General features: G+C 44.8%; 16 protein-coding genes. 7 read left to right on the forward strand and 9 right to left on the reverse strand.

Annotated elements, in window-relative coordinates:
• Nucleotides 1-1,664 (reverse strand): HDOD domain-containing protein (locus A3766_RS14150; protein ID WP_082907125.1); only part of this gene is annotated, 1,664 nt, incomplete at its 3' end.
• Between the two features lie 115 nt (nt 1,665-1,779).
• Nucleotides 1,780-2,829: a small ribosomal subunit biogenesis GTPase RsgA gene (rsgA, locus tag A3766_RS14155; protein WP_068553429.1), complete on the reverse strand. Its 1,050-nt coding sequence runs from the start codon at nt 2,827-2,829 to the stop codon at nt 1,780-1,782.
• A gap of 135 nt (nt 2,830-2,964) precedes the next feature.
• Between rsgA and orn the strand changes: the two genes are divergently transcribed.
• Complete coding sequence (orn, locus tag A3766_RS14160; RefSeq protein ID WP_068509667.1) at nt 2,965-3,522, forward strand: oligoribonuclease; 558 nt, start codon at nt 2,965-2,967, stop codon at nt 3,520-3,522.
• Nucleotides 3,523-3,754: 232 nt separating this feature from the next.
• Here orn and hisC read toward each other — a convergent pair whose 3' ends face one another.
• A complete protein-coding gene (gene hisC, locus A3766_RS14165) occupies nt 3,755-4,822 on the reverse strand; it encodes a histidinol-phosphate transaminase (protein ID WP_068509665.1) in 1,068 nt (355 codons plus the stop codon).
• A 180-nt stretch (nt 4,823-5,002) separates the two neighbouring features.
• Here hisC and A3766_RS14170 point away from each other — a divergent pair, with 180 nt between their 5' ends.
• A complete protein-coding gene (locus A3766_RS14170; RefSeq protein WP_068509662.1) occupies nt 5,003-6,328 on the forward strand; it encodes an MATE family efflux transporter in 1,326 nt (441 codons plus the stop codon).
• Nucleotides 6,329-6,339: 11 nt separating this feature from the next.
• Here the strand turns inward: A3766_RS14170 and A3766_RS14175 are convergent, their stop codons facing one another.
• The 3 genes from A3766_RS14175 to A3766_RS14185 form a co-directional block, all read right to left on the reverse strand.
• Nucleotides 6,340-7,470 (reverse strand): M48 family metallopeptidase, encoded by a 1,131-nt coding sequence (locus A3766_RS14175; protein ID WP_068642389.1) that lies wholly within the window; start codon nt 7,468-7,470, stop codon nt 6,340-6,342.
• A gap of 26 nt (nt 7,471-7,496) precedes the next feature.
• The gene (locus A3766_RS14180) at nt 7,497-8,720 is read right to left on the reverse strand and encodes a YjgN family protein (RefSeq protein ID WP_068509657.1); all 1,224 of its coding nucleotides are present in this window, start codon (nt 8,718-8,720) and stop codon (nt 7,497-7,499) included.
• A gap of 399 nt (nt 8,721-9,119) precedes the next feature.
• On the reverse strand, nt 9,120-9,461 hold the full coding sequence (locus A3766_RS14185; protein WP_068509654.1) for a rhodanese-like domain-containing protein: 342 nt from the start codon (nt 9,459-9,461) through the stop codon (nt 9,120-9,122).
• 125 nt (nt 9,462-9,586) lie between these two features.
• On the opposite strand from A3766_RS14185, the gene A3766_RS14190 reads away from it, so the two are divergent.
• The 4 genes from A3766_RS14190 to A3766_RS14205 all read left to right on the forward strand — a co-directional run bounded on the left by A3766_RS14190 (nt 9,587) and on the right by A3766_RS14205 (nt 14,779).
• Nucleotides 9,587-9,892 (forward strand): helix-turn-helix transcriptional regulator, encoded by a 306-nt coding sequence (locus A3766_RS14190; RefSeq protein ID WP_197470031.1) that lies wholly within the window; start codon nt 9,587-9,589, stop codon nt 9,890-9,892.
• Nucleotides 9,893-9,912: 20 nt separating this feature from the next.
• Complete coding sequence (locus A3766_RS14195) at nt 9,913-13,329, forward strand: efflux RND transporter permease subunit (RefSeq protein WP_068553430.1); 3,417 nt, start codon at nt 9,913-9,915, stop codon at nt 13,327-13,329.
• Nucleotides 13,316-14,395, forward strand: coding sequence for an efflux RND transporter periplasmic adaptor subunit (locus A3766_RS14200; RefSeq protein WP_068515892.1), 1,080 nt, complete (start codon nt 13,316-13,318; stop codon nt 14,393-14,395). Before A3766_RS14195 ends, A3766_RS14200 begins: the two co-directional genes overlap by 14 nt.
• Nucleotides 14,396-14,599: 204 nt before the next feature.
• On the forward strand, nt 14,600-14,779 hold the full coding sequence (locus A3766_RS14205) for a hypothetical protein (protein ID WP_068512752.1): 180 nt from the start codon (nt 14,600-14,602) through the stop codon (nt 14,777-14,779).
• A gap of 106 nt (nt 14,780-14,885) precedes the next feature.
• On the opposite strand, the gene A3766_RS14210 is transcribed toward A3766_RS14205, so the two are convergent.
• From A3766_RS14210 to A3766_RS14220, 3 genes are read right to left on the reverse strand one after another with little or no spacing between them, the layout of a single operon-like run.
• Nucleotides 14,886-15,707, reverse strand: a complete 822-nt coding sequence (locus tag A3766_RS14210) for an SDR family oxidoreductase (RefSeq protein ID WP_068515889.1) — start codon at nt 15,705-15,707, stop codon at nt 14,886-14,888.
• 36 nt (nt 15,708-15,743) lie between these two features.
• Nucleotides 15,744-16,568: an alpha/beta hydrolase gene (locus A3766_RS14215; RefSeq protein ID WP_068634556.1), complete on the reverse strand. Its 825-nt coding sequence runs from the start codon at nt 16,566-16,568 to the stop codon at nt 15,744-15,746.
• Nucleotides 16,565-18,127 carry an NAD(P)/FAD-dependent oxidoreductase gene (locus A3766_RS14220; RefSeq protein WP_068515883.1) on the reverse strand — a complete coding sequence of 521 codons (1,563 nt, stop codon included), beginning with the start codon at nt 18,125-18,127 and terminating at the stop codon, nt 16,565-16,567. Before A3766_RS14220 ends, A3766_RS14215 begins: the two co-directional genes overlap by 4 nt.
• Before the next feature lie 223 nt (nt 18,128-18,350).
• On the opposite strand from A3766_RS14220, the gene A3766_RS14225 reads away from it, so the two are divergent.
• Nucleotides 18,351-19,373 (forward strand): AraC family transcriptional regulator, encoded by a 1,023-nt coding sequence (locus A3766_RS14225; RefSeq protein ID WP_068515881.1) that lies wholly within the window; start codon nt 18,351-18,353, stop codon nt 19,371-19,373.
• Nucleotides 19,374-19,614: the final 241 nt, after the last annotated feature.

Raw genomic sequence — 19,614 nt, forward strand, 5'->3', positions numbered from 1 at the left:
AATTGTTTATAGTGAGCGTCGGTGAGTGTTTGGTTGTCAGTGTTATCTGCGAAGAAAAGGGCAACCGGTTTTTTGCCAACAAATACCGACATTAAGAAAAACTCTTTTGAGTCGGTGGCGCCCTTGAAATTCATGGGAATCAGGTCGAGTATCTTCTTGTCACTAGAGGGTTTCACCCAAATACTGGCTGGGCGAGAGCATAATTTCTCAAAAATAGTATTCTTGATTATTTTGCTTTCAAAATCCTTAAGTTCAGGGTGATCTTGGCACCCGACTGAATAATAGTTTTTAAAGCGGCTGCGGTCTTTGCTTATCAGACCCACGCATGCTCGTTCTAACTCAATGCCGTAGGCAATGCCTTGGGTCGCGGCATTCATCAGCTCATGTAGGTCGGTAAACTCCTGCGGGCGATGAGCCATGATATGTGTTAGCTCAGTATATAAGGGGTTCCGTGAAAGCGGCCCGTTTGCTTGCGCTTTTTCAGCAATGCCTTCTTTATTAGTCGGTGCATTAATTTTTTCAGGTTTCGGTACGTCCCGGTTCTCGTGTTGTCTGGTGTCTTCAAGCTTGTTAGTTTTAGTAGAGCTGGCTATTGGCGCTTCTGGAGCAGGGGGCGCTGCTTTTCCCTTCTGAGATGGCGCATAGGCATCTGACTGGAATTCACTGAGTTGGCACTCACTTTGTGCTTTAGTGCGCTTGCGTGGTGGCACGAATAATTTAGCAGCCGGTTGCATTACGCCTGGCATAGGATGAGCGCGTGACATATCTGCAGCAGCTTCATGAGTTAGCTGAATCGCTTCATCAACCGAGCAGTTTAAGTAGCAAGCCAGAATCCGTTGTGCTCTTAATGTTGCCCTTGAATACCAGCAATATGAAGAATAGTGAGCAATCAGGTTTGCCAGCATCACGACAAAATGTGGAGACTGCATCAGCATATTAATGTCGCGATCTTCAACACGGAGCGGTTTCCCATCAGGGCTAAAAGAGCGGGCAATAGTGACCCATTGCTTATGGCTTAATTGTTTATCTGGTTGATAGCATGCCTGAGCCAGGGCAGGAACGTTTAGCTTTTTAGCCAGAGCGGTCGTGACATCGACGATTGTACCGCCTAATACTTCTTTCTCGGCAACATGGGGGAGCTTGTAGTTGGAACGAATGGCATAGCGTACTAAACGCATTTCAGGCGTTGCAAAGCGCCATAAATACCAGATAGGCGCACCCAGAAACAAGCTGGACCAATAAACGTCTTCGGGGTTTCCTTTACCTTTTCTTTTAGCGATGGCTCGACCGAGGTGGCCTGCATATAAACTGGTTGATAGTGTTCGAAGGTAGTAGAAACTGGTAATACTCTTTAAGGAAATAGCTTTAAAGGGTTGCTCGTTTATCAGCTCTGTTAGGCGCTCAATGCCAATCATACTAATGGCGTGTGCCAGTGTCTTACTGCTCGGTGTATCTTCTAGCTGGCTATCATTGGCGTGTGACATGACGTAAAAAGCCAAGATTGGGTCTTTATTAACGTGAGCAGCCAGATGAGAGTATGGAATAACCTTTTTTTCTAGCATACGAATGACTTTTTGACCCACTTTAAATGGCGAGGGAAGTGACTTTGTCACCAGAAAGTTTGCCCAGCCTTCAGCGCTATCGGGCATTTTTGAGTCAGTCATAAAGCTAATGTAATAGATTGATAGTTAGGAGTTGCGAGCAATTTATTGAAAATAGCTCACTATGACTAGAGTATAGATTGGATTTTTAATAATGCAGGCAATTAATGGCTGAGTATTATTGGTAGGTTTCTTTGTCGCCGAGTGTTTCTCTAATTCTGCGGTAACTATTCATGCGCTCTTCACTAATCTCACCTTTGTCGTAGGCGTCAAGGATCGCGCACTTGGGCTCATTATTATGTTTGCAGTCACGAAAACGGCAGTAGCCAATATGCGGCCTGAGTTCGATAAAACCTTCCAACAGTTCTTGCTCATTGATATGCCATAAGCCGAATTCTCGTATGCCCGGTGAGTCAACAATTCTACCGCCACCCGGAATATGAAAAAGCTTGGCTGTCGTCGTGGTGTGAGTACCTTTACGGGATACTTCCGAAAGCGCGCCGACTTTAATGCTCTGATCACCCAGAATACTACGAATCAGTGAAGACTTGCCGACACCGGATTGGCCAACGAAGACGCTGGTGTAGTTTTTTAGCCAGTCGAATAAGGTGGACTCACAATGCTCGACTTCATTGGCTGAGGTCTTGAGTACTTCATAGCCAAGTGCTTCATAGCTTTGGCAGAGTTTTTCTATCTGAGCGCGGTTATTATCATTAATCAAGTCGCTTTTGTTAAACAGTATGGCAGGCTTGATGTCGAGAGTTTCAGCGGCCACCAGATAACGATCAATTAGATTAGCGTAGGGTGTGGGTTCAGTGGCGACAACAATAATAATACGGTCGATATTGGCGGCTACGGGTTTGAGCAGCCCATAGTTGTCTGGGCGTTGCAGTAAACTGTGGCGTTCTAGGCGTGTTTCGATCACACCGCTTTGGTCTTTGCCGGGGCGCCAGACGACTTCATCACCGGTGACTAAAGCATCGACATTTGCTCTGACATGGCAGCGATGAACAAGTTTTTCTGTTTCGCCTTCGCAAATTTCGCTGGGTTCGATATCGAGCAGTTGGCCATAGTGCGCGATGACCAGGCCTTTTTGTTCTTCACCTAAATCGCTTGCTGCATATTCTTGCCCTAGCTTTTTGTCTTTGCGGTCGGCACGTGCGGCTTTCTCAGCTTGTATTTTTTCGATACGCCATTGCTGCCGTCTATTCAGTTTACGTTTGCTCATAAGCTCCGATGAATCGCTAGGAAAAGAACCAATGGCGCTATTCTAGCAGTAAAAGTATTCCAGAAGCTTGTTTATATCGAATATAGTGATTATCTTTAGCTGCCAAGCACCAGCATTAATCATAGGACTATTTTGATGACCGACAGCCCCGCGAAACATAAAGACAACCTTATCTGGATCGACCTAGAAATGACCGGCTTGGATCCTGAACAAGAGCGCATTATCGAGATCGCTACGATTGTGACCGACTCACAGCTAAATACCCTGGCGGAAGGGCCGGTTATCGCGATTCACCAAAGTGACGAATTGATGGACTCTATGGATGAATGGTGTACCAAAACACATGGTGAAAATGGTCTGACTGCTCGGGTTAAAGCCAGCAATACTTCCGAGAGAGAAGCAGAACAAGATACGATAGAGTTCTTGAAGCAATATGTAGATAAGGGCTGCTCGCCAATTTGCGGAAATACCATTGGTCAGGATCGGCGCTTCTTGGTGAAGTATATGCCGGAGCTAGAAGCCTTCTTTCATTACCGGAACCTGGATGTCAGTACATTGAAAGAGCTAGTTAGGCGCTGGAAACCAGAGATTCAATCAGGCTTAAAAAAACAAGGTACTCACCTGGCACTTGATGATATTCGAGATTCGATTGAAGAGCTAAAATATTACCGGGAGCACTTTATTAAAGCCTAAGTAAGTGCCACTCCTTTAAGAACCCTTCTTTTGGTTTCTCCGTGCAGGCCTCCGGCCGCTCTGTGTCCTCTGTGGTGGGTTCGTTTTTGGGGTTTTGATCTTTAGGATTAAGCCCTCTTAACCACAGAGGGCACGGAGCGCTTCGCTGCAAAGAGGAATAATATTTCCCTGTAAAATGGGTGCAATTCAGCTTAAGTAAGTGCCATTCGGGTCAGAGTAAAAAAAGCTATTTTTACTCTGATCCCACGATTAGGCGCTTAAGTCCTGCAATCAGTGCCTGGCATTCTTCAGGTGTACCAATACTAATCCGAAGATAATCTTTAATGCGTGGCTGTTTGAAGTGGCGAATGATAATCGATTGTTCACGCAAACCAGCAGCGAGAGCTTCAGCTTCAATATCTAGGTGCTTGGCGAGCACAAAGTTTGCCGCAGAAGGCATGACTTCAAAACCCAAGTTCTCGAGCTCTAGTGTTAGCCAATCACGCGTTTCAATGGTCTTATCGCAGCAGGCTTGAAAATAAGCTTTATCTTTAATCGCTTCCGATGCGCCTTTGATTGCAAAGCGGTCAAGCGGATAGGAGTTGAAGCTGTTCTTCACTCGCTCAAGGCCATCGATCAAGTCTTTATGCCCAATGGCAAAACCGACACGTAAGCCCGCCAAAGAACGAGATTTAGAAAAGGTCTGAATAACCAATAAATTGGGATACTTATTGACGAGCGCAACGGCACTTTCACCACCAAAATCGATATAAGCCTCATCCACGACGACCACTGATTCAGTATTCCTTTTCAGCAGAGCTTCGATTTCGTCTAATGGCAATACACGACCGGTTGGTGCATTAGGGTTAGGGAAGATGATGCCGCCATTATCTGTTGGGTAGTCGCTAAGCTCTATTTCAAACCGTTCACTAAGTGGAAGAGTCTTAGGTTCAATTTCGTATAAGCTGCAATAAACCGGATAAAAACTATAAGTAATATCGGGGTAGAGTAGCGGCTTACCATTTGATAGCAAGCCCATAAAGGTATGTGCTAGCACCTCATCTGAGCCGTTACCGACGAAAACCTGCTCGACTTCAAGGTCGTAATATTCGGCTATCGCACTTTTCAACTCACTGGCATTTGGATCAGGATATAAACGAAGAGAATCAGACGCTTCAGCCTTCAGGGCCGAGAGAACTTTGTCAGAGGGGCCATAAGGGTTCTCGTTAGTATTGAGCTTAATAAGATTGGAAACCTTAGGTTGCTCACCTGGAACGTAAGGGGTGAGCTTGTGAACGATGGGGCTCCAGAACTGACTCATAATAACTCTCTTAAATTGAAAACTGATATCGCGAGGGCGAATTTAGATTACTGCTTACTTTACCGAATACCGGCTTAATCGCCAAGAATGAAATTATCTAAATCATTTTTAAGCCTGGTTTCGAGTGTGGGGGGGGTGCAAATATTATGCGCTTATTAAGCAAATACAATAAGAACGATAATGATCACCCTAGACCGCTTTCAACTAATTTTTTTACTTTCTCTGCCTATTATTGGCGGTATGATCTCGCAAAATATACTGAATATCGTCGATGTCGCAATGGTCGGTCATCTGGGGGCTAGTGCCTTAGCCGCAGTAGGAACAGGGAGTTTTGCAGCCTTCGTTTCAAGCGCCATGGTTCTGGGGCTGTCTAGCGGTGTTCAAGCTGTTGCCTCTCGTCGTTTGGGTGAGAAGAAAATCGAGCAAGCTGGGGTGTCGCTATTTGCAGGTGTGATGATCGCCGTAATATTTGGCAGCCTTCTGACAGCTTTAATTTATCCTTATATACCTTCTATTTTTCCATATCTTAATGCCGATACCGAAGTCGCTGAATTAGGTAGCTCTTATTGGGAGATCAGAGTCCTCGCGACGGTTTTCATGGGGGTGAATTACGCCTTTCGCGGTTACTTTAATGGCATTAGTCAGCCAAAGTATTACATGTTGTCGCTAGTGTTTATTCATGTACTAAATATTATTCTGAACTATATATTGATTTTCGGTCACCTTGGTTTCGCCGCTATGGGGACTGATGGTGCGGCTTGGGCGAGTACCATTGCCATGGGCGTTGGTTCTGTTCTGTATTTTTGTTTGGGCTTCTTCAAGCTGGAGTCGTTAAAATTATTCCGTATAAAACCAAGCTTAAGTGATCTTGCTAGCGTCTTTAGACTCACCATTCCAGCAGGTTTTCAGCAGCTGTTAATTGCGATTGGTATGATCAGCTTGTTTTGGATGGTGGGTAAAATAGGCGTTAGTGAAGTTGCCGCTTTAAATATACTCATCAATATTCTGATGTTATGTATTTTGCCAGGCTTTGGTTTTGGTATGGCCGCTGCAACGCTGGTAGGTACAAGCTTAGGTGAACGAGACAAGGTGAAGGCTAAACTCTGGGCCTATGATGTTGCCAAAATTGGCGGAGGGATAACCTTGATACTCGGTATGTTATTAGCCTTCAATGCAGAGCTTATCTTGCGCTTTTTCACTTCAGATACGGCTACCATTGACGCGGCTCGCTTACCTTTGCAGGTGACGGGGGCTTTAATATTTATCGATGTTATCGGTGTGATTCTTATGAACGCCTTGCTGGGAAGTGGTGACGTAAAAGTAGTCTTGAAGACAAGTATGCTTTCTCAATGGGCTGTGTTCTTTCCTTTAGGTCTTATCGCAGTAGTTTATTTTGAGCCGCCCTTGCTGGTGATTTGGCTTTTGTTTTCTTTCTCTCGCCTGGGCCAAGGTTTTGTTTACGGTATTCACTGGCATAGAGGGAAATGGGGAGGCGCTAAGCTTTAGTGTTTAGCGCTTCAATGACGGTGATTTCTAAATCGTTCTAGCCGCTCTGACGTGCTTGGGTGGCTTGAAAAATAGCCCTGTATTTCAGATTCTTGTTTTGGCTCCACGCTACCTATGTTTTCTTCGGGCTCGTTTGCACCTTGGTCTTTTTCTTGGGATTCTAAGTTCTCCATTAAGGTAATAAAATCCTCAGGATGTAAGCCAAACTCTTGTAAATGTTTCAGCGCAAAATCATCAGCCTCGAGCTCCATTTTTTGGGAATAGCCTGCTTGCAGAAGAACACCAGGTAAGGCAAGAATTGCTTGGCTGGTGGTTGAAATATCGCCAGTTACGATAACGATGAATAGGGCTAGGCTGGATTGCTGTATCAGTCTTCTCAGACTATGCCGGTGAGCGATATGTCCAATTTCATGCAGCATGATCGTTTCCAGCTGCTCTTGGTTCTCTGCGAGTTTGACCATCTCATCGGTAAAAATAATGGTTCCTGATGGAAGTGCAAAAGCATTCGCACCGATGGACTCGCTTTTGCGNAACTCGATTTTCATTGGAATGAGCTCAAGGCCTTCAATCTTTGTCAGCTCGTCGGCGATGCGATTAAAGGCCTGCCTTAAGGAGTCGCGCTCTTCTTCAGCTAATTCACTGCTTTGAAACACGCTCTTATCTAGGATTTCTAAGCCTCCGTGACCAATTTTTGTTGATACTTCAGCGGGCAGTGCGTGGGCCAATTCTTCGCTGAAAAAAGGAATGCCATAAGCGATAAAACCCCAGCTAGCGACCGCTACCAAAACTAAGGTTAACGCAACAAACTGAAGCTTACTTTCCAAGCGGTGAGCGAGCCCGGAATATGTTTTAGTTTTGAGGTAGCCATCCTGCTGGGCGGTTTTAATCAGTTCATCGATTGCTAAATTATCAGCACATTCAAATTGACATTGATCGCCAAAACTAATGAAGCGCGGGGTATTGCCAATGCGTGATGAGATGTCGACATCTTTAATGGCGACCTTTTTTAAGGGTTCATTGGATGACTCAGTGACAAATTCACTTTCTGGAAAAAAGCAGAGCTGACCGCCTTCCTGATAATGTAGCTTAGCGGGAAGCCGTGATGAGCTTTGCCCTAGGTACAAATAGCCGGAAATCTCCATTGTTAGCAACCAGGCTTCGTCAGCATTTAAATTCCCACTTCGATATCAAAGACTTCACCAAACTCTTCACCCATTGCGGTCAATTGATTTTGTTGATCCGCGACGAAATTATCGAGAGATTGATTTGTCAGCAGTGTTAGTTGGCTTGCGCGGTAGCGCGCAGTACGGATCATCGACCAGGGGATGAGTAAGCCTAGTGAGCAGATAATGGCAATCGTATTGCTGAGGTATAGATACAACATATAGCTAACGCTCAATGTACTTGAGAAAGTCATCTCTTCGATCTGGGTATGATTGAATATCAAGTTTTGGCGCTTGGTTTGAAGGTAGGCAAAGATCCATAAATAAACAGTAAAGAATACCAGCTGAATTAAAATGAGGTTTGAAAAAGACGGTGCTGTTTCTTCACTTGTAAAATTCATAAGGTCTAGCTGGGATAAAGTCCAAAGTACAATAGATATCGCTAAGATAAAAACACCGGAGGCCTTTAAATACATAAGATAGAAGCTTTTTGCGCCAGCGCCATAGCTGAATGGTGAGGTGCCATAGCGAGCGTTATTTACAAGGAAAATAGCTTTTAAGTATTGCCAGAAGGGAAAGCCCAAGATAAACAATGGGAACAAAGCAGCAAGCCCCCAAGGCATATTAAACTCTTCCTCAATATCTATTTTTGCTTCTTCTCCTACGGCAGGTATCTCTGTCGTTTCATCAGCTGGCATCTCCTCAGAAATCGGGACTTCCGAGTATTCCCATACCTCACTGGGCACAGAAAAATATATTGAGCTAACAAGCAGAGCCAGGAACAAAAATACCGGTAGGCCATAAAATAAATAAGCTTGCTTGAAGTTTCGTTCAAAGCGGAAGGTAATACCACGATAAGCTGTGTGGCGGAGCCTGAACGACATAGAAAGAACAATGATTGCAGGCACTAAAACTGTCACTGCTGCAGCGGCATACAAACCCCAAACGCCATTATAGGAATTTATTGCGTAATAAATGCCGAATAATATGGATGCAAAAATTCGCCCTTTTAGAATCTGTTCAGGCTTTGCCAAATATTGAAAGGCGCTGTCGTCAAGCTGAGTATTGCCATAAAAATAGCGGTGTGTTCTAACTTTCGCCCAGGCCGAATAAATGCCCAGCGTAACGATGGTGAGAGCTATATTGACGATCCAAATGCCAAAGAATTCGAGTGCTTTGCCGCTGAATCTAAAAGGCTGTTCAGTATAGGGTTTTACTTCTAAGTCCATTTAATGGGAGTTCCTTCAATTTGATGCGCTTAAAAACTAGCGGCAGTCTAACATAATTAGAAGGAGAGGCTGCGGTCAGAGTAAATTTACTCTAGACCGAACGGCACTTACTTAAGCATATGTTCCATCTAAACAAATGATTATCTATAGGGTGCAATTCAGATTAAATAGGAGCCATTCATTTAAGAACCCTTTTTTGATTATCTCCGTACAGGCCATCGGCCGCTCTGTGTCCTCTGTGGTGGATTCGTTTTTGGGTTTTTGATCTTCAAGACTAAGGCCCTTAACCACAGAGGACACAGAGCGCTTTGCTGCACAGAGGAGTAATGTTTCTCTAGGCTTCCACTGTAAAAAAGTGAAATTCAGTTTAAGTAAGTGCCATTCTACTTTCTAATTATTCTAGCTCTGACATATCGTCTCAATATCACAAGTGATCACCGATACATGCTTATAGCCGATTCTCATCAGCTGCTCTGCAGATAAAGTGGCGCGTGCACCGGTTGCGCAGTGGATATAGAGCGGTGTTTCTTCATGTGGGTGGAGTTCTGATACCTTCATTTCCAAGACACCACGTGGAATGTTGAGGGCGTTCGGTGTCGGGTTTTGTGCCACTTCCATGGGTTCTCTTACGTCAATCAAAATACCACCATTATTGCTCATTTCCAGCTTGGCGCTTGATGATGTTACACAGCGTACTTTAGGTCTGATTTCTTGAATTAAGTCCGGTATCGATCTCAACATATTTATTACCTCAAACATTTACAGTGATGGGAGGTATGATATATTAGAAGTTGCTAAATTAGCAATTTTTAATTAGTATTCATATTTATCGTGACATGCATAAGACGTAATTTAAGGTGTAGGTGATGGATATTAGTCTGGATGAAATGTCTTCGCGCTCGGCAGAAGCAGAGGCTTTCTTAAAAAACCTGGCAAACAGCAAGCGCTTAATGATTTTGTGTGTTTTGAGTGAAGGGGAGCTATCAGTTGGCGAATTAAATAAGCGGGTGCCTCTTTCTCAATCGGCCTTGTCGCAACACTTGGCAAAGCTTAGAGCAGTAGAGTTTGTGGCAACGCGCAGGGAGTCGCAGACCATCTATTACCGGCTAAACGACCCTCGTGTAGAGTCGATAATTCAGAACTTGTATAACGTATTTTGCCAGCCGAATTAATTAAACCTTAGGGTAATTGCATGACTTCAGCAGATAAATCTTTTATCGAACGTTTGCTCGCCTACAGTTTAGCGGGTGGCTTACCTTCAGCGATTCTTATTGTCTCGCTTTTATTGGGCATGGTCGCGCTGAACTACACTCCACGTGAAGAAGAGCCTCAAATTGTTGTACCGATGGTCGATGTGTTAGTCAGTTCGCCAGGTATGTCTTCTAAGCAGGTAGAACGGCAGGTGACAACACCGCTGGAAAAACTTCTGGCTCAAATCCCGGGTGTAGAGAATGTTTATTCCACCTCAATGAGCGGTCAGGCGGCTGTTACTTTACGATTTTATGTTGGCGAAGATCGTGAAGATGCAATTCTGAATACCTATAACAAACTTCATTCCAATCAACATAAAGTCCCTCAGGCAGTACAAAACTGGCGCGTAAACCCGGTTGAAGTGGATGATGTGCCGATCATGATGTTGGCTTTGTATTCCAAAGGCGATGCTAGCGATTATGACTTAAGGCGGGTAGCGGAAGAGCTGTCGACTTATATACAGGCAATTCCTGATACCAGTGAAGTCAAGGTAACGGGGGGCCGAGAACGAACGATAAGGATTTTTTTACAGCCCGAAAGTTTGGCAGCGCGTCAAAGTACTTCGGCAGACGTCTTGCAAGCTTTACAGGTGTCCAATCTGCTTCAAAGTAGCGGCAACTGGTTCGTTGACAATGAGTCTATTCAACTCGAAAGCGGCGACTTTATCCGCGACCTTAGTAGTCTAAAACAGACGGTGGTCAATGTTGTCGATGGGATTCCGGTAACGCTTCAGGATGTAGCTGAAATTGTTGACGGCCCTGCCAATGCGAGTACTTATACCTGGTTGGATTTTGCTGAAACACATCCAGAATTTGAAGGGGTCCCGATCGCCGCACGTAGTGATTTACCGATGTCGGTTATCAGTGTCGCCAAACAGCCGGGAAGCAATGCAGTCAGTGTGGCTCAGGAAGTTCATAAGCTTATTGCAGCGCTAAAGTCAGATTTATTGCCGACAAGTATCGGCATAGAAGTGCTACGTGATTACGGTGCAACGGCGAATGAGAAGGTTGATAACCTAACGAGTAGCTTGGCCTTTGCGGTCTTTACCGTGGTGGTGTTTATCGCGGTTTTCCTTGGCTGGCGCCCTGCTTTAGTTGTTGGTATTGCGGTACCCATTAGTTACGGGGTGACCTTGGCCTTGGATATGGCTTTTGGTTATACCATTAACCGTGTGACCTTATTTGCTTTGATTCTATCACTAGGTTTACTTGTCGATGACCCGATTACTGGTGTCGATAACATTGAACGATATTTGAAAAAGAAGCTGCGTGGCAAAGATGGAAGCCAGGACCCTGGTACGGCCTCTCAAATTGTTGCAGCGATATCAGAAATCAAAGTGCCTTTGATAATGTCGACCATCACTATCGTCCTGGCATTTATTCCGCTTGCCTTCATTACCGGAATGATGGGGCCCTATATGGCGCCGATGGCTTTCAATGTGCCAGTGAGCGTCGGCGTCAGTACGCTGGTGGCATTTTTAGTGACGCCTTGGTTGGCGAGTAAACTTCTGAAACCTTCGGCCATTGTTGCTGAACAGGGTGAGGACAGTCGTGCTGATAGCGGGAGCCCTTTTTTCCGACGTGTTCTCTCTCCCTTTTTGAATGATCGGAGAAAAGCAAAATGGGTCTTATGGGCTGTGCTGATCTTATTCCTAGCTGCAGCCATGTTACCTATGATGCGCTGGGTTCCCTTAAAACTTCTGCCTTTTGATAATAAAAATGAAGTGCAGATTATTATCGATATGCCAGAGTCAGCGACCTTGGAACAGACAGCGAGTTTGGCTAAGCAGATCTCCTTACAAGTGACGCAAGTAAACGAAGTACTCGCTTCAGCCGCCTTTGTGGGGGTGGCTTCGCCTATCGATTTTAATGGTATGGTTCGCCGTTACTATCAACGCACGATGCCTTATCAGGCAGACTTGCGGCTGACCTTACTCGATAAAGCAGAAAGAGAGCATCAGTCTCATGGCGTGGTGCTGCGTTTAAGAGACTTGCTTAAGTCTTTTAATAAAGAAGGTGTATTGGTTAGAGTGGTGGAAGTGCCACCAGGGCCCCCGGTATTGAGTACCTTGGTCGCTGAATTGTACGGTGACAAACTGACTCCCTACGAGGATATACAGGCTGCTGCATTGAGTGTAAAAGAGCGCCTGGAAAAAGAGCCTTTTGTCGTGGAGGTTGATACCACTGTCGAGGCTGAACAGAAAAAGCTTCGCTATACCCTGGATAAGACAGCAGCAGCTTTATCTGGAATTTCTTCTGCTCAAGCCAATCAAGCTTTAGTTATTGCTAATCAAGGCATGGCAGCGGGTTTCTATCAGCAAGAAAGAGAAACGTCACCCGTTCCGCTTTATTTAGAGCTTGCGGAAGCAGATAAAAACTCGATTGAAGATTTAGCGCGTTTGCAGGTAAGAGGTCAAGCAGGGGTGATCAAACAGAGCAGCCGCTATGGCTTGGACAGTGCACCGGTGCCCCTCGTTGCTTTGGGAGAATTAGGTGCGTTCGAAGAGCATGTCTCGGATCGTGCAATTCATCATAAAGACCTAAAGCCGGTCGTTTATGTGATGGCAGAGCTGTCTGGTAGAACGCCTGCTGAAGTGATTGCTGATGTGAGTGGCGATTTACAGCTTGGGGCAGAAGCGAAACAAGAAAACCTGAATGTTAGTGATTGGCAGTCTCGCAACTTTCTTTCGCTATTCACTGGTGAGTCAGCCGGACAGACTTGGTCGCTACCTGAAAATATCCAGCTCGAATGGGGTGGTGAAGGCGAGTGGAAGATCACCATAGATGTCTTTAGAGATATGGGTTTAGCATTTATGTTTGCTTTGGCAGGTATCTTCTTTGTACTGAAGATACAGACACAATCTGTCCGTCTTTCCTTGATTATTATGTCGGCTATTCCTTTGACGATTATCGGTATTATGCCTGGTTTTGCAGCGCTGAACCTTTTTGGCGAACGAGTGATTGCAGGAGCGCCTGAACCCGTATTATTTACCGCCACAGCGATGATCGGCATGATTGCTTTGGCTGGAATCGTTGTTCGCAACTCTTTGATACTCGTAGAGTTCATCACTCAAGCCAGAGACCGGGGTGTGGAGCTTAAAGAGGCGCTTATACTGGCGGGCTCCGTTCGTATGAGGCCTGTTCTACTGACTGCTGGCACTACCATGCTGGGTAATCTGGTGATTATCCTTGACCCGGTCTTTAGTGGCCTGGCTCTGGCTATTATTTTCGGCATCATTGCCTCAACCATCTTTACCTTGCTGGTGGTACCAATTGTTTACTTGTTGGTGTTCGATAAGCCAGAAAATAACTCATTAACTGATCACGCAAAATTAGGATACGAAGATGCAAACAAATGACTCCGTATTAAAAAAACTGGGCTTACCTGTACTGGCAATTGCTTTACTTATCGTTATGGTTGCCTGGATGGCGGGTGCCTTTAATAACAAGGTAAAGCCCGGGCAAAGTGAGCAGCAAAGTTTGGTAAAACTCGATGAGCTACTAAGGCAAGCGATTGAGGTCGAACGGGTGAAGAAGGAAGTGTTCGAGCCAGTGCCAGCAGGTATTGAAGCGAAACAGAATTCACTTATCTCATCACGTATTCTAGCCAAGATAGAGAAAGTACATGTACGAGCAGGGCAGCAGGTTAAACAAGGGCAGCTACTGATTGAATTGGAAAAGGCAGATTTGCTATCACGGGAGTCTCAGGCAAAAGCGGCTTTGTCTTCAGTGTCTGCACGATTGTTGGAAGCAAAGAATAATCTTAAGCGTTCTGAGGACTTGAGTCAGAAAGGCTTGATTGCTAACGCTGCTTTGGAGCAGACTCAGGCAAACTACGATAGCTTGTTAGCCGGTAAGCAAAGTGCAGAACAGGCTTTGTTAGAAGCGCAAACGGCCCTGGGTTATGCTCAGGTGCATTCCCCTATTGATGGTCTAATAATCGATCGCTTTGCAGAGCCCGGTAATACTGCCCAACCAGGGATGCAGCTTCTTACCTTATATAATCCAGCTACTTTACGAGTCGAGGCGCATGTGCGCGAACAATTGGCGATCGGCCTCAGTTTGGGTGACACCTTGCAGGTAAGGATTCCCTCGATGAATAAGAATCTGCCTTCAGTAATAGAAGAAATGGTGCCAGCAGGTAATGCTGCATCTCGAAGCTTCTTGATTAAGAGCCGTCTGGAGGCTGAAGGCTTGCTACCTGGCATGTATGCGCAATTAAGTGTGCCGGTGGGTACGAAACAACAGATTCTATTGCCTAGTGATCGTATAGCTTATGTTGGTCAGTTGAACGTTGTTTGGGTTTTGGAAAACGAGCAAGTTGTTCGACGCTTTATAAGAGTTGGCGATCAGAAAGAAAACGGGATGATCGAAGTCGTCTCGGGATTGCGTGCCGGAGACCTTGTTTTACCTGTTCAGAGCTAAAGGGGGACTTTCTCCCTATTTTTCGCACCTTTTGTTCGCTTATTGAACAGTTATGCTGGCAATAATGCCAAATAAATCACACTATATTTCAATAACTTGTCGTTTAACATTCGTTGACAGTTGAGTTAGAACTTCCGTGCTAGTCTTCACTTAAATCAAAGCAGTAAGCTTGTTTATCAATCTTTTTGATGTGAAGGAATTCTATTGTCAGCTATAAAAAACTCTATCTCAATACTTGTACTGTTTGTCTTTGCTTGTAGTGCACAGGCTTCGGCTAGTGTCGCTCAGGATGCAAGTAGTGAGTTCGGCAGCATGATGCTATTTTCGGCTGGCTTTGTTGGTTTATTTGCAGCACGTAAGCATATGAAGTCCGAGGCTTCCTAAAGTTCATAATTCGTTAAAGTACGTCCCTGTTTTACCTTGCTGGTTTACCAGTCCCCTTTATGCGGGGTAGCTCTCCATCCCCGCTTTTTTTCCATTTCTGTTAGTTCTACGAACGTAAAAACCGTTTAACGCCTAAAAGCTGGTTAGATACTTTATAGTAGCTGGTCGGTAGTACCTTATAAAGAATATCGACAAACTTGGCATCGGCACCAATTAATACTCGGAAGGTCTTCTTACGCATGCCTTTTTCGATGACTTCTGCCGCTTTTGCAGGGCTTGTTCGTGCCACCGTTTCAAAGTGTTTGGCAAGCTCATTGGAATTAGCTGCTTCAGTTTCAGCAGAATTTGCAATGTTGGATCGAATACCGCCGGGCATCACACAAATAACATCAATATTCTTACCTGAATAAATCATGTCTTGTTGTAAGGCTTCGGTAAATCCGCGAACGGCAAATTTAGAGGCATGGTAGGGCGCTACCATTGGCATGGTGATCAAGCCGAATATTGAAGCGACATTAACGATCATGCCGCGTGATGACTTTTCAAGTAATGGCATCATTTCTCGACAACCCATAACGACACCATTTAGGTTTACATCCATTACTTTGTTAAATAGGGCCTCAGAAGTTTCTTCAAAATAACCAAAAGACGTCATGCCTGCATTATTAATGAGTACATCTAAATGCCCGGATGAAAGCTCAATATCTTTAGCGAGAGCTTGCCAGTCCTCCTTTGAGCAGACATCGGACTGCTTGGAAATAATGGCTGATGAGCCGATGGCTTTACTCGTCTCTTTAAGACCTGCTTGGTTGATATCAGTGACCACTAAATTTGCACCCAGCTGCGCGAATAGTTTAGCAATTGCCTGACCAATACCAGAGCCCGCGCCGGTGATGAGAATTGTTTTGTTCGTCCAAGTGCTTTTCATGTTAAGACCCTTAAGTTGTTATTTTAATTTAGGTGTTTACGCCGCTTGTGCATCCTGACTATGTTTAGGTAGTTTTGTATCCAGCCAGGTAAAGATCGACTCCCTTATTTGAGGGAAGAAGCTTCCTCCCACGGTATAGTGACAGGCTCCTTCGATAACTTTTATGCTGGCTGAAGAGCCATATTTTCGGGTGATCTTATGTTGGATTTTTATCGGTGTGATTTTATCTTCGGTGCCGCCAATCACTAATACCGGGCAGCTTACAGATTGATAATCCACCTTGGAGGGGGGCTTGCGAAATAAGAACCACATAGATAGTTGTGTTGTGACTCGACCTGACTCAAAGGTAGATGCTTGAGTGAGTTGCTTGTGGATATCAGCGCTCTGTGTGTTCGCGATACCGTACTGAATATTTCTTAATAATAAATTGGTATACGAGCGCCATAAGGGAAATTTCAACAAGTTATGTCCAAAGGTTTTGAGTACCGACCAACTTGAAGCATTAATGCCCGCAGGCGCAGCTGAGGAAATTAAAATCAACTGAGAGCAGGGTAGCGCTTGTGCAAGCAACTGCGCGAGTAAACCGCCCATTGAGTGGCCGACTAATATCGGTGATTGATTTGAATGGGCTCTCGTGAATTTATTTATGTCTTGCTTTAAAGAGGCGACATAATCTTCGATACCCAGTCGAGCTAAAGAGCGCCTTTTGTCCTCGCATAGCTTATTCTTAGGGTAATGAAGTGGAAGTCTCGGAACGAGTACAGGGTAGCCTTGTTGTTCAAAGGCGTCTTTCAGTTCATCTAATATGTCTGGTGTGCTCCACATTCCGTGGATCAAGACAACAGGAGGTAGAGATTTCATACTTCTACCTCCTCAACTTTTTCGGTCGTTTGTGTCTTTTCTTTGGCGACGGAAGGCGTACTTGTTTCAGTTTTTTCTACCTTATGAAAAGCTTCAAGAGGCGTGTTGTCATCAAAACGAAGTACACCGTCGTCGAGTTTGCTGTGTTTGATGGCAAAGATGTCTTTGAAGTAAAAGTCCTTATTGCACCATGGAAAGGACTCTCCCTGGCCAGGCAAGCGGTCGAGAGCTCTTAATACGTAGCCAGATTTCAGTGCAACAATGGTGCTTTGTTTGGCGTTTGGTTCACGGTAAGGGTAGACACTTTGGTAACCATTTTGCTCCATGTGTTCCAATAGGCGGCAGACATAATCAAAGGTCAGCTCTGCTTTGAGCGTCCAGGAAGAGTTAGTGTATCCAAAGACCCAAGCAAAGTTTGGCATTTGGCTGAACATCATGCCTTTATAGTTGGTTAGCTTAGGCGCATCGACGTCGTGACCATCGACACTCAGTTTCATTTTTCCCCATAGCTGAAGATCGAGCCCTGTGGCGGGAACAATAATATCGGCTTCAATTTCGTCGCCCGACTTCAACAATATTCCTTTCTCAGTGAAGCGCGCTATATGCTCAGTGACGATACTCGCTTTGCCGGAACGAACTGAATTGAATAAATCTGCATCAGGTACCAGGGCCATACGCTGATCCCATGGATTGTAGGTGGGCTTGAAATGAGTATCGACGTCAGCTGCTCCCGCCAGTGCTTTCCTATTCATATCTCTGACAAGCTTACGAATAAAGTTTGGAAAGCGTTTGGATAACATAAATACCATTTGCTGCATGGTAGTGTATTTGGCGCGCATGATTCTATTCGTTAGGCCCGCCGGGAGTATTTTAGAGATTATTCTAAATAACATGTCTGAAGCGGGGCGAGAGTAGACGTAGCTTGGCGAGCGCTGAACCATGGTGACATGAGCTGCTTTCTTTGCCATTGCGGGTACAACGGTGACGGCCGTCGCACCACTGCCTATGACAATAACGCGCTTACCTGAGTAGTCCATATCAACAGGCCATTGCTGAGGGTGGGCAATGGTTCCTTTGAAGTCATCATAGCCTTCGAAATTTGGCAGGTAACCTTTTTCATAATTGTAATAGCCTGAACAACAGGTAAGGAATTTCGCAGCAATATGGTACTGCGACCCATCTGCTCGCTCGATACTGACAAGCCAGCGGTTTTGTTCCGAGTTCCAGTCAGCTGATATGACTTTCTGTTGAAAACGAATGTACTGGTCCAGGTTCTCATCAGAAACCAGTTCATCTAGATAATGCTTGATGCGGTCAGCTGTGCCAATATATTCACGGTCTGTCCAGGGTTTGAAAGAATAGGAAAAGGTATACATGTCAGAGTCTGAACGAATACCCGGGTATTTGAATAAGTCCCAAGTGCCGCCAATGTTTTTTCGACCTTCAATCACTGCAAAAGAGGTATGTGCGCGCTTTTTCTTTAGGTTGTAGCACATGCCAATGCCAGAAATGCCAGCTCCAACGATCAGTACGTCGAGTTGCTCATAGTCTTTGTTCATGATGATCTCCTGCAATTACCGCGAAAGTTATCGTGCTTCTTTTTTATTAGTTTTCTGCTGAAATATTCGTATCAGCTAAAGTGGGTATATGCAGATTAGTGACTGTTGGTCACATAATATAGGATGCTTCCTGTCAAAAATTGATAAATACGGCCATAATGACAGTTGAGGCTAGTTAATTGTTACTTTGGTCACCTAATTCAAAGAAAGGTCTGTAGGGTTTATGTATGTAGGCAGTGCTAAAAAGAAGCAGTCGATATTAGGTTTGATTCCACTGTTTAAAGCGGTTGAAGACTTGGGGGCAGACCCGGAAGAACTTTTGCGGCGCAGGGGGATGTCCTTGCAGAATATGAATGGTGCCGCCGTGATTGAGCAATCTTTGGAGCTGGATATCGTGTCAGAAGCAATAGACTTACTGAATGACCCTATTCTTGGTGTCAAGGTAGGCAGTCAGGTGACATTTACCTCATACGGTACCTATGCAATGTTGCTTATGAGTGCACCAAATTTTGACCAGGCTTTGAAGGTTGGCGCTCAATTTCAGTCATTATCACTGCTCTTTTCACATATGACTTTGCATTTTGATAAAGATTGGATAGAGCTACGTTATACCTTACCAGAGGCCTCACCTAAACTCAGGACATTTATTGCCGACAGAGACCTTATGGGAACCTATATCTTTGTAAGGGAGTTTCTTGAAAAACCAAACGAAATACTAATTGCTGCAGGTACTGCTCGGCCTAAGCCTGAAGGTAAGTGTTTGGCGGAGTATCAGAAATATATCGACTTTGATTTACATTTCGATCAGCCCTATAACTGGTTTCGGCTTCCACGCGTCATTTTGAGTGTGGCGATGAAGCACGGGAACCCTCTCGCTCATCAGCTATATCGAGTTCAAGCTTATGAGCTATTACGTAAGTTCTATTCGCAAGATGAAGATATTGTTTCACAAACCAAGCAAGTCATTGAAGGCTACGAAGGGCGCTTTCCAAGCGTTCCTGAAGTGGCAAAGATGTTTTCTGTGAGTGAGCGTACCTTCCGCAGAAAACTAAGCGCTGCCAACACGAGTTACCAAGGTATCCTGGATGAGCATAAGAAACAGCGCTGTCTAGGGATGATGGCTGCAGGGAAAGTGTCAGTGGCCGCATTGGCTGATCAGTTAGGTTACGCTGAGTCCGCTAGCTTTTTGAGAGCGTTTAAACGTTGGACTGGATGTACGCCTAAAGATTATCTTAGAAGAGTTTAGCGAGTAATTTATCCCGGCTGGCTATAAGACTACTCGTATCTGCAGCCTTGGAATATCATCTGAGTGAAAACGATAATTACTTAGAACAATGTGCATGTTTAGTCTAAAATATTTTCTTTCTGAATAAAAATTGCATTGGAGCGCTTAAGTAATGGGGATGATTGAATCTCTCGGGAGTCATTTTGACGATAGTTACGATTTTATTCTGAGTAACGATAGCAACTTTTTTGATTCTTTCTAT

The sequence above is a fragment of the Oleiphilus sp. HI0132 genome, from assembly GCF_001635845.1.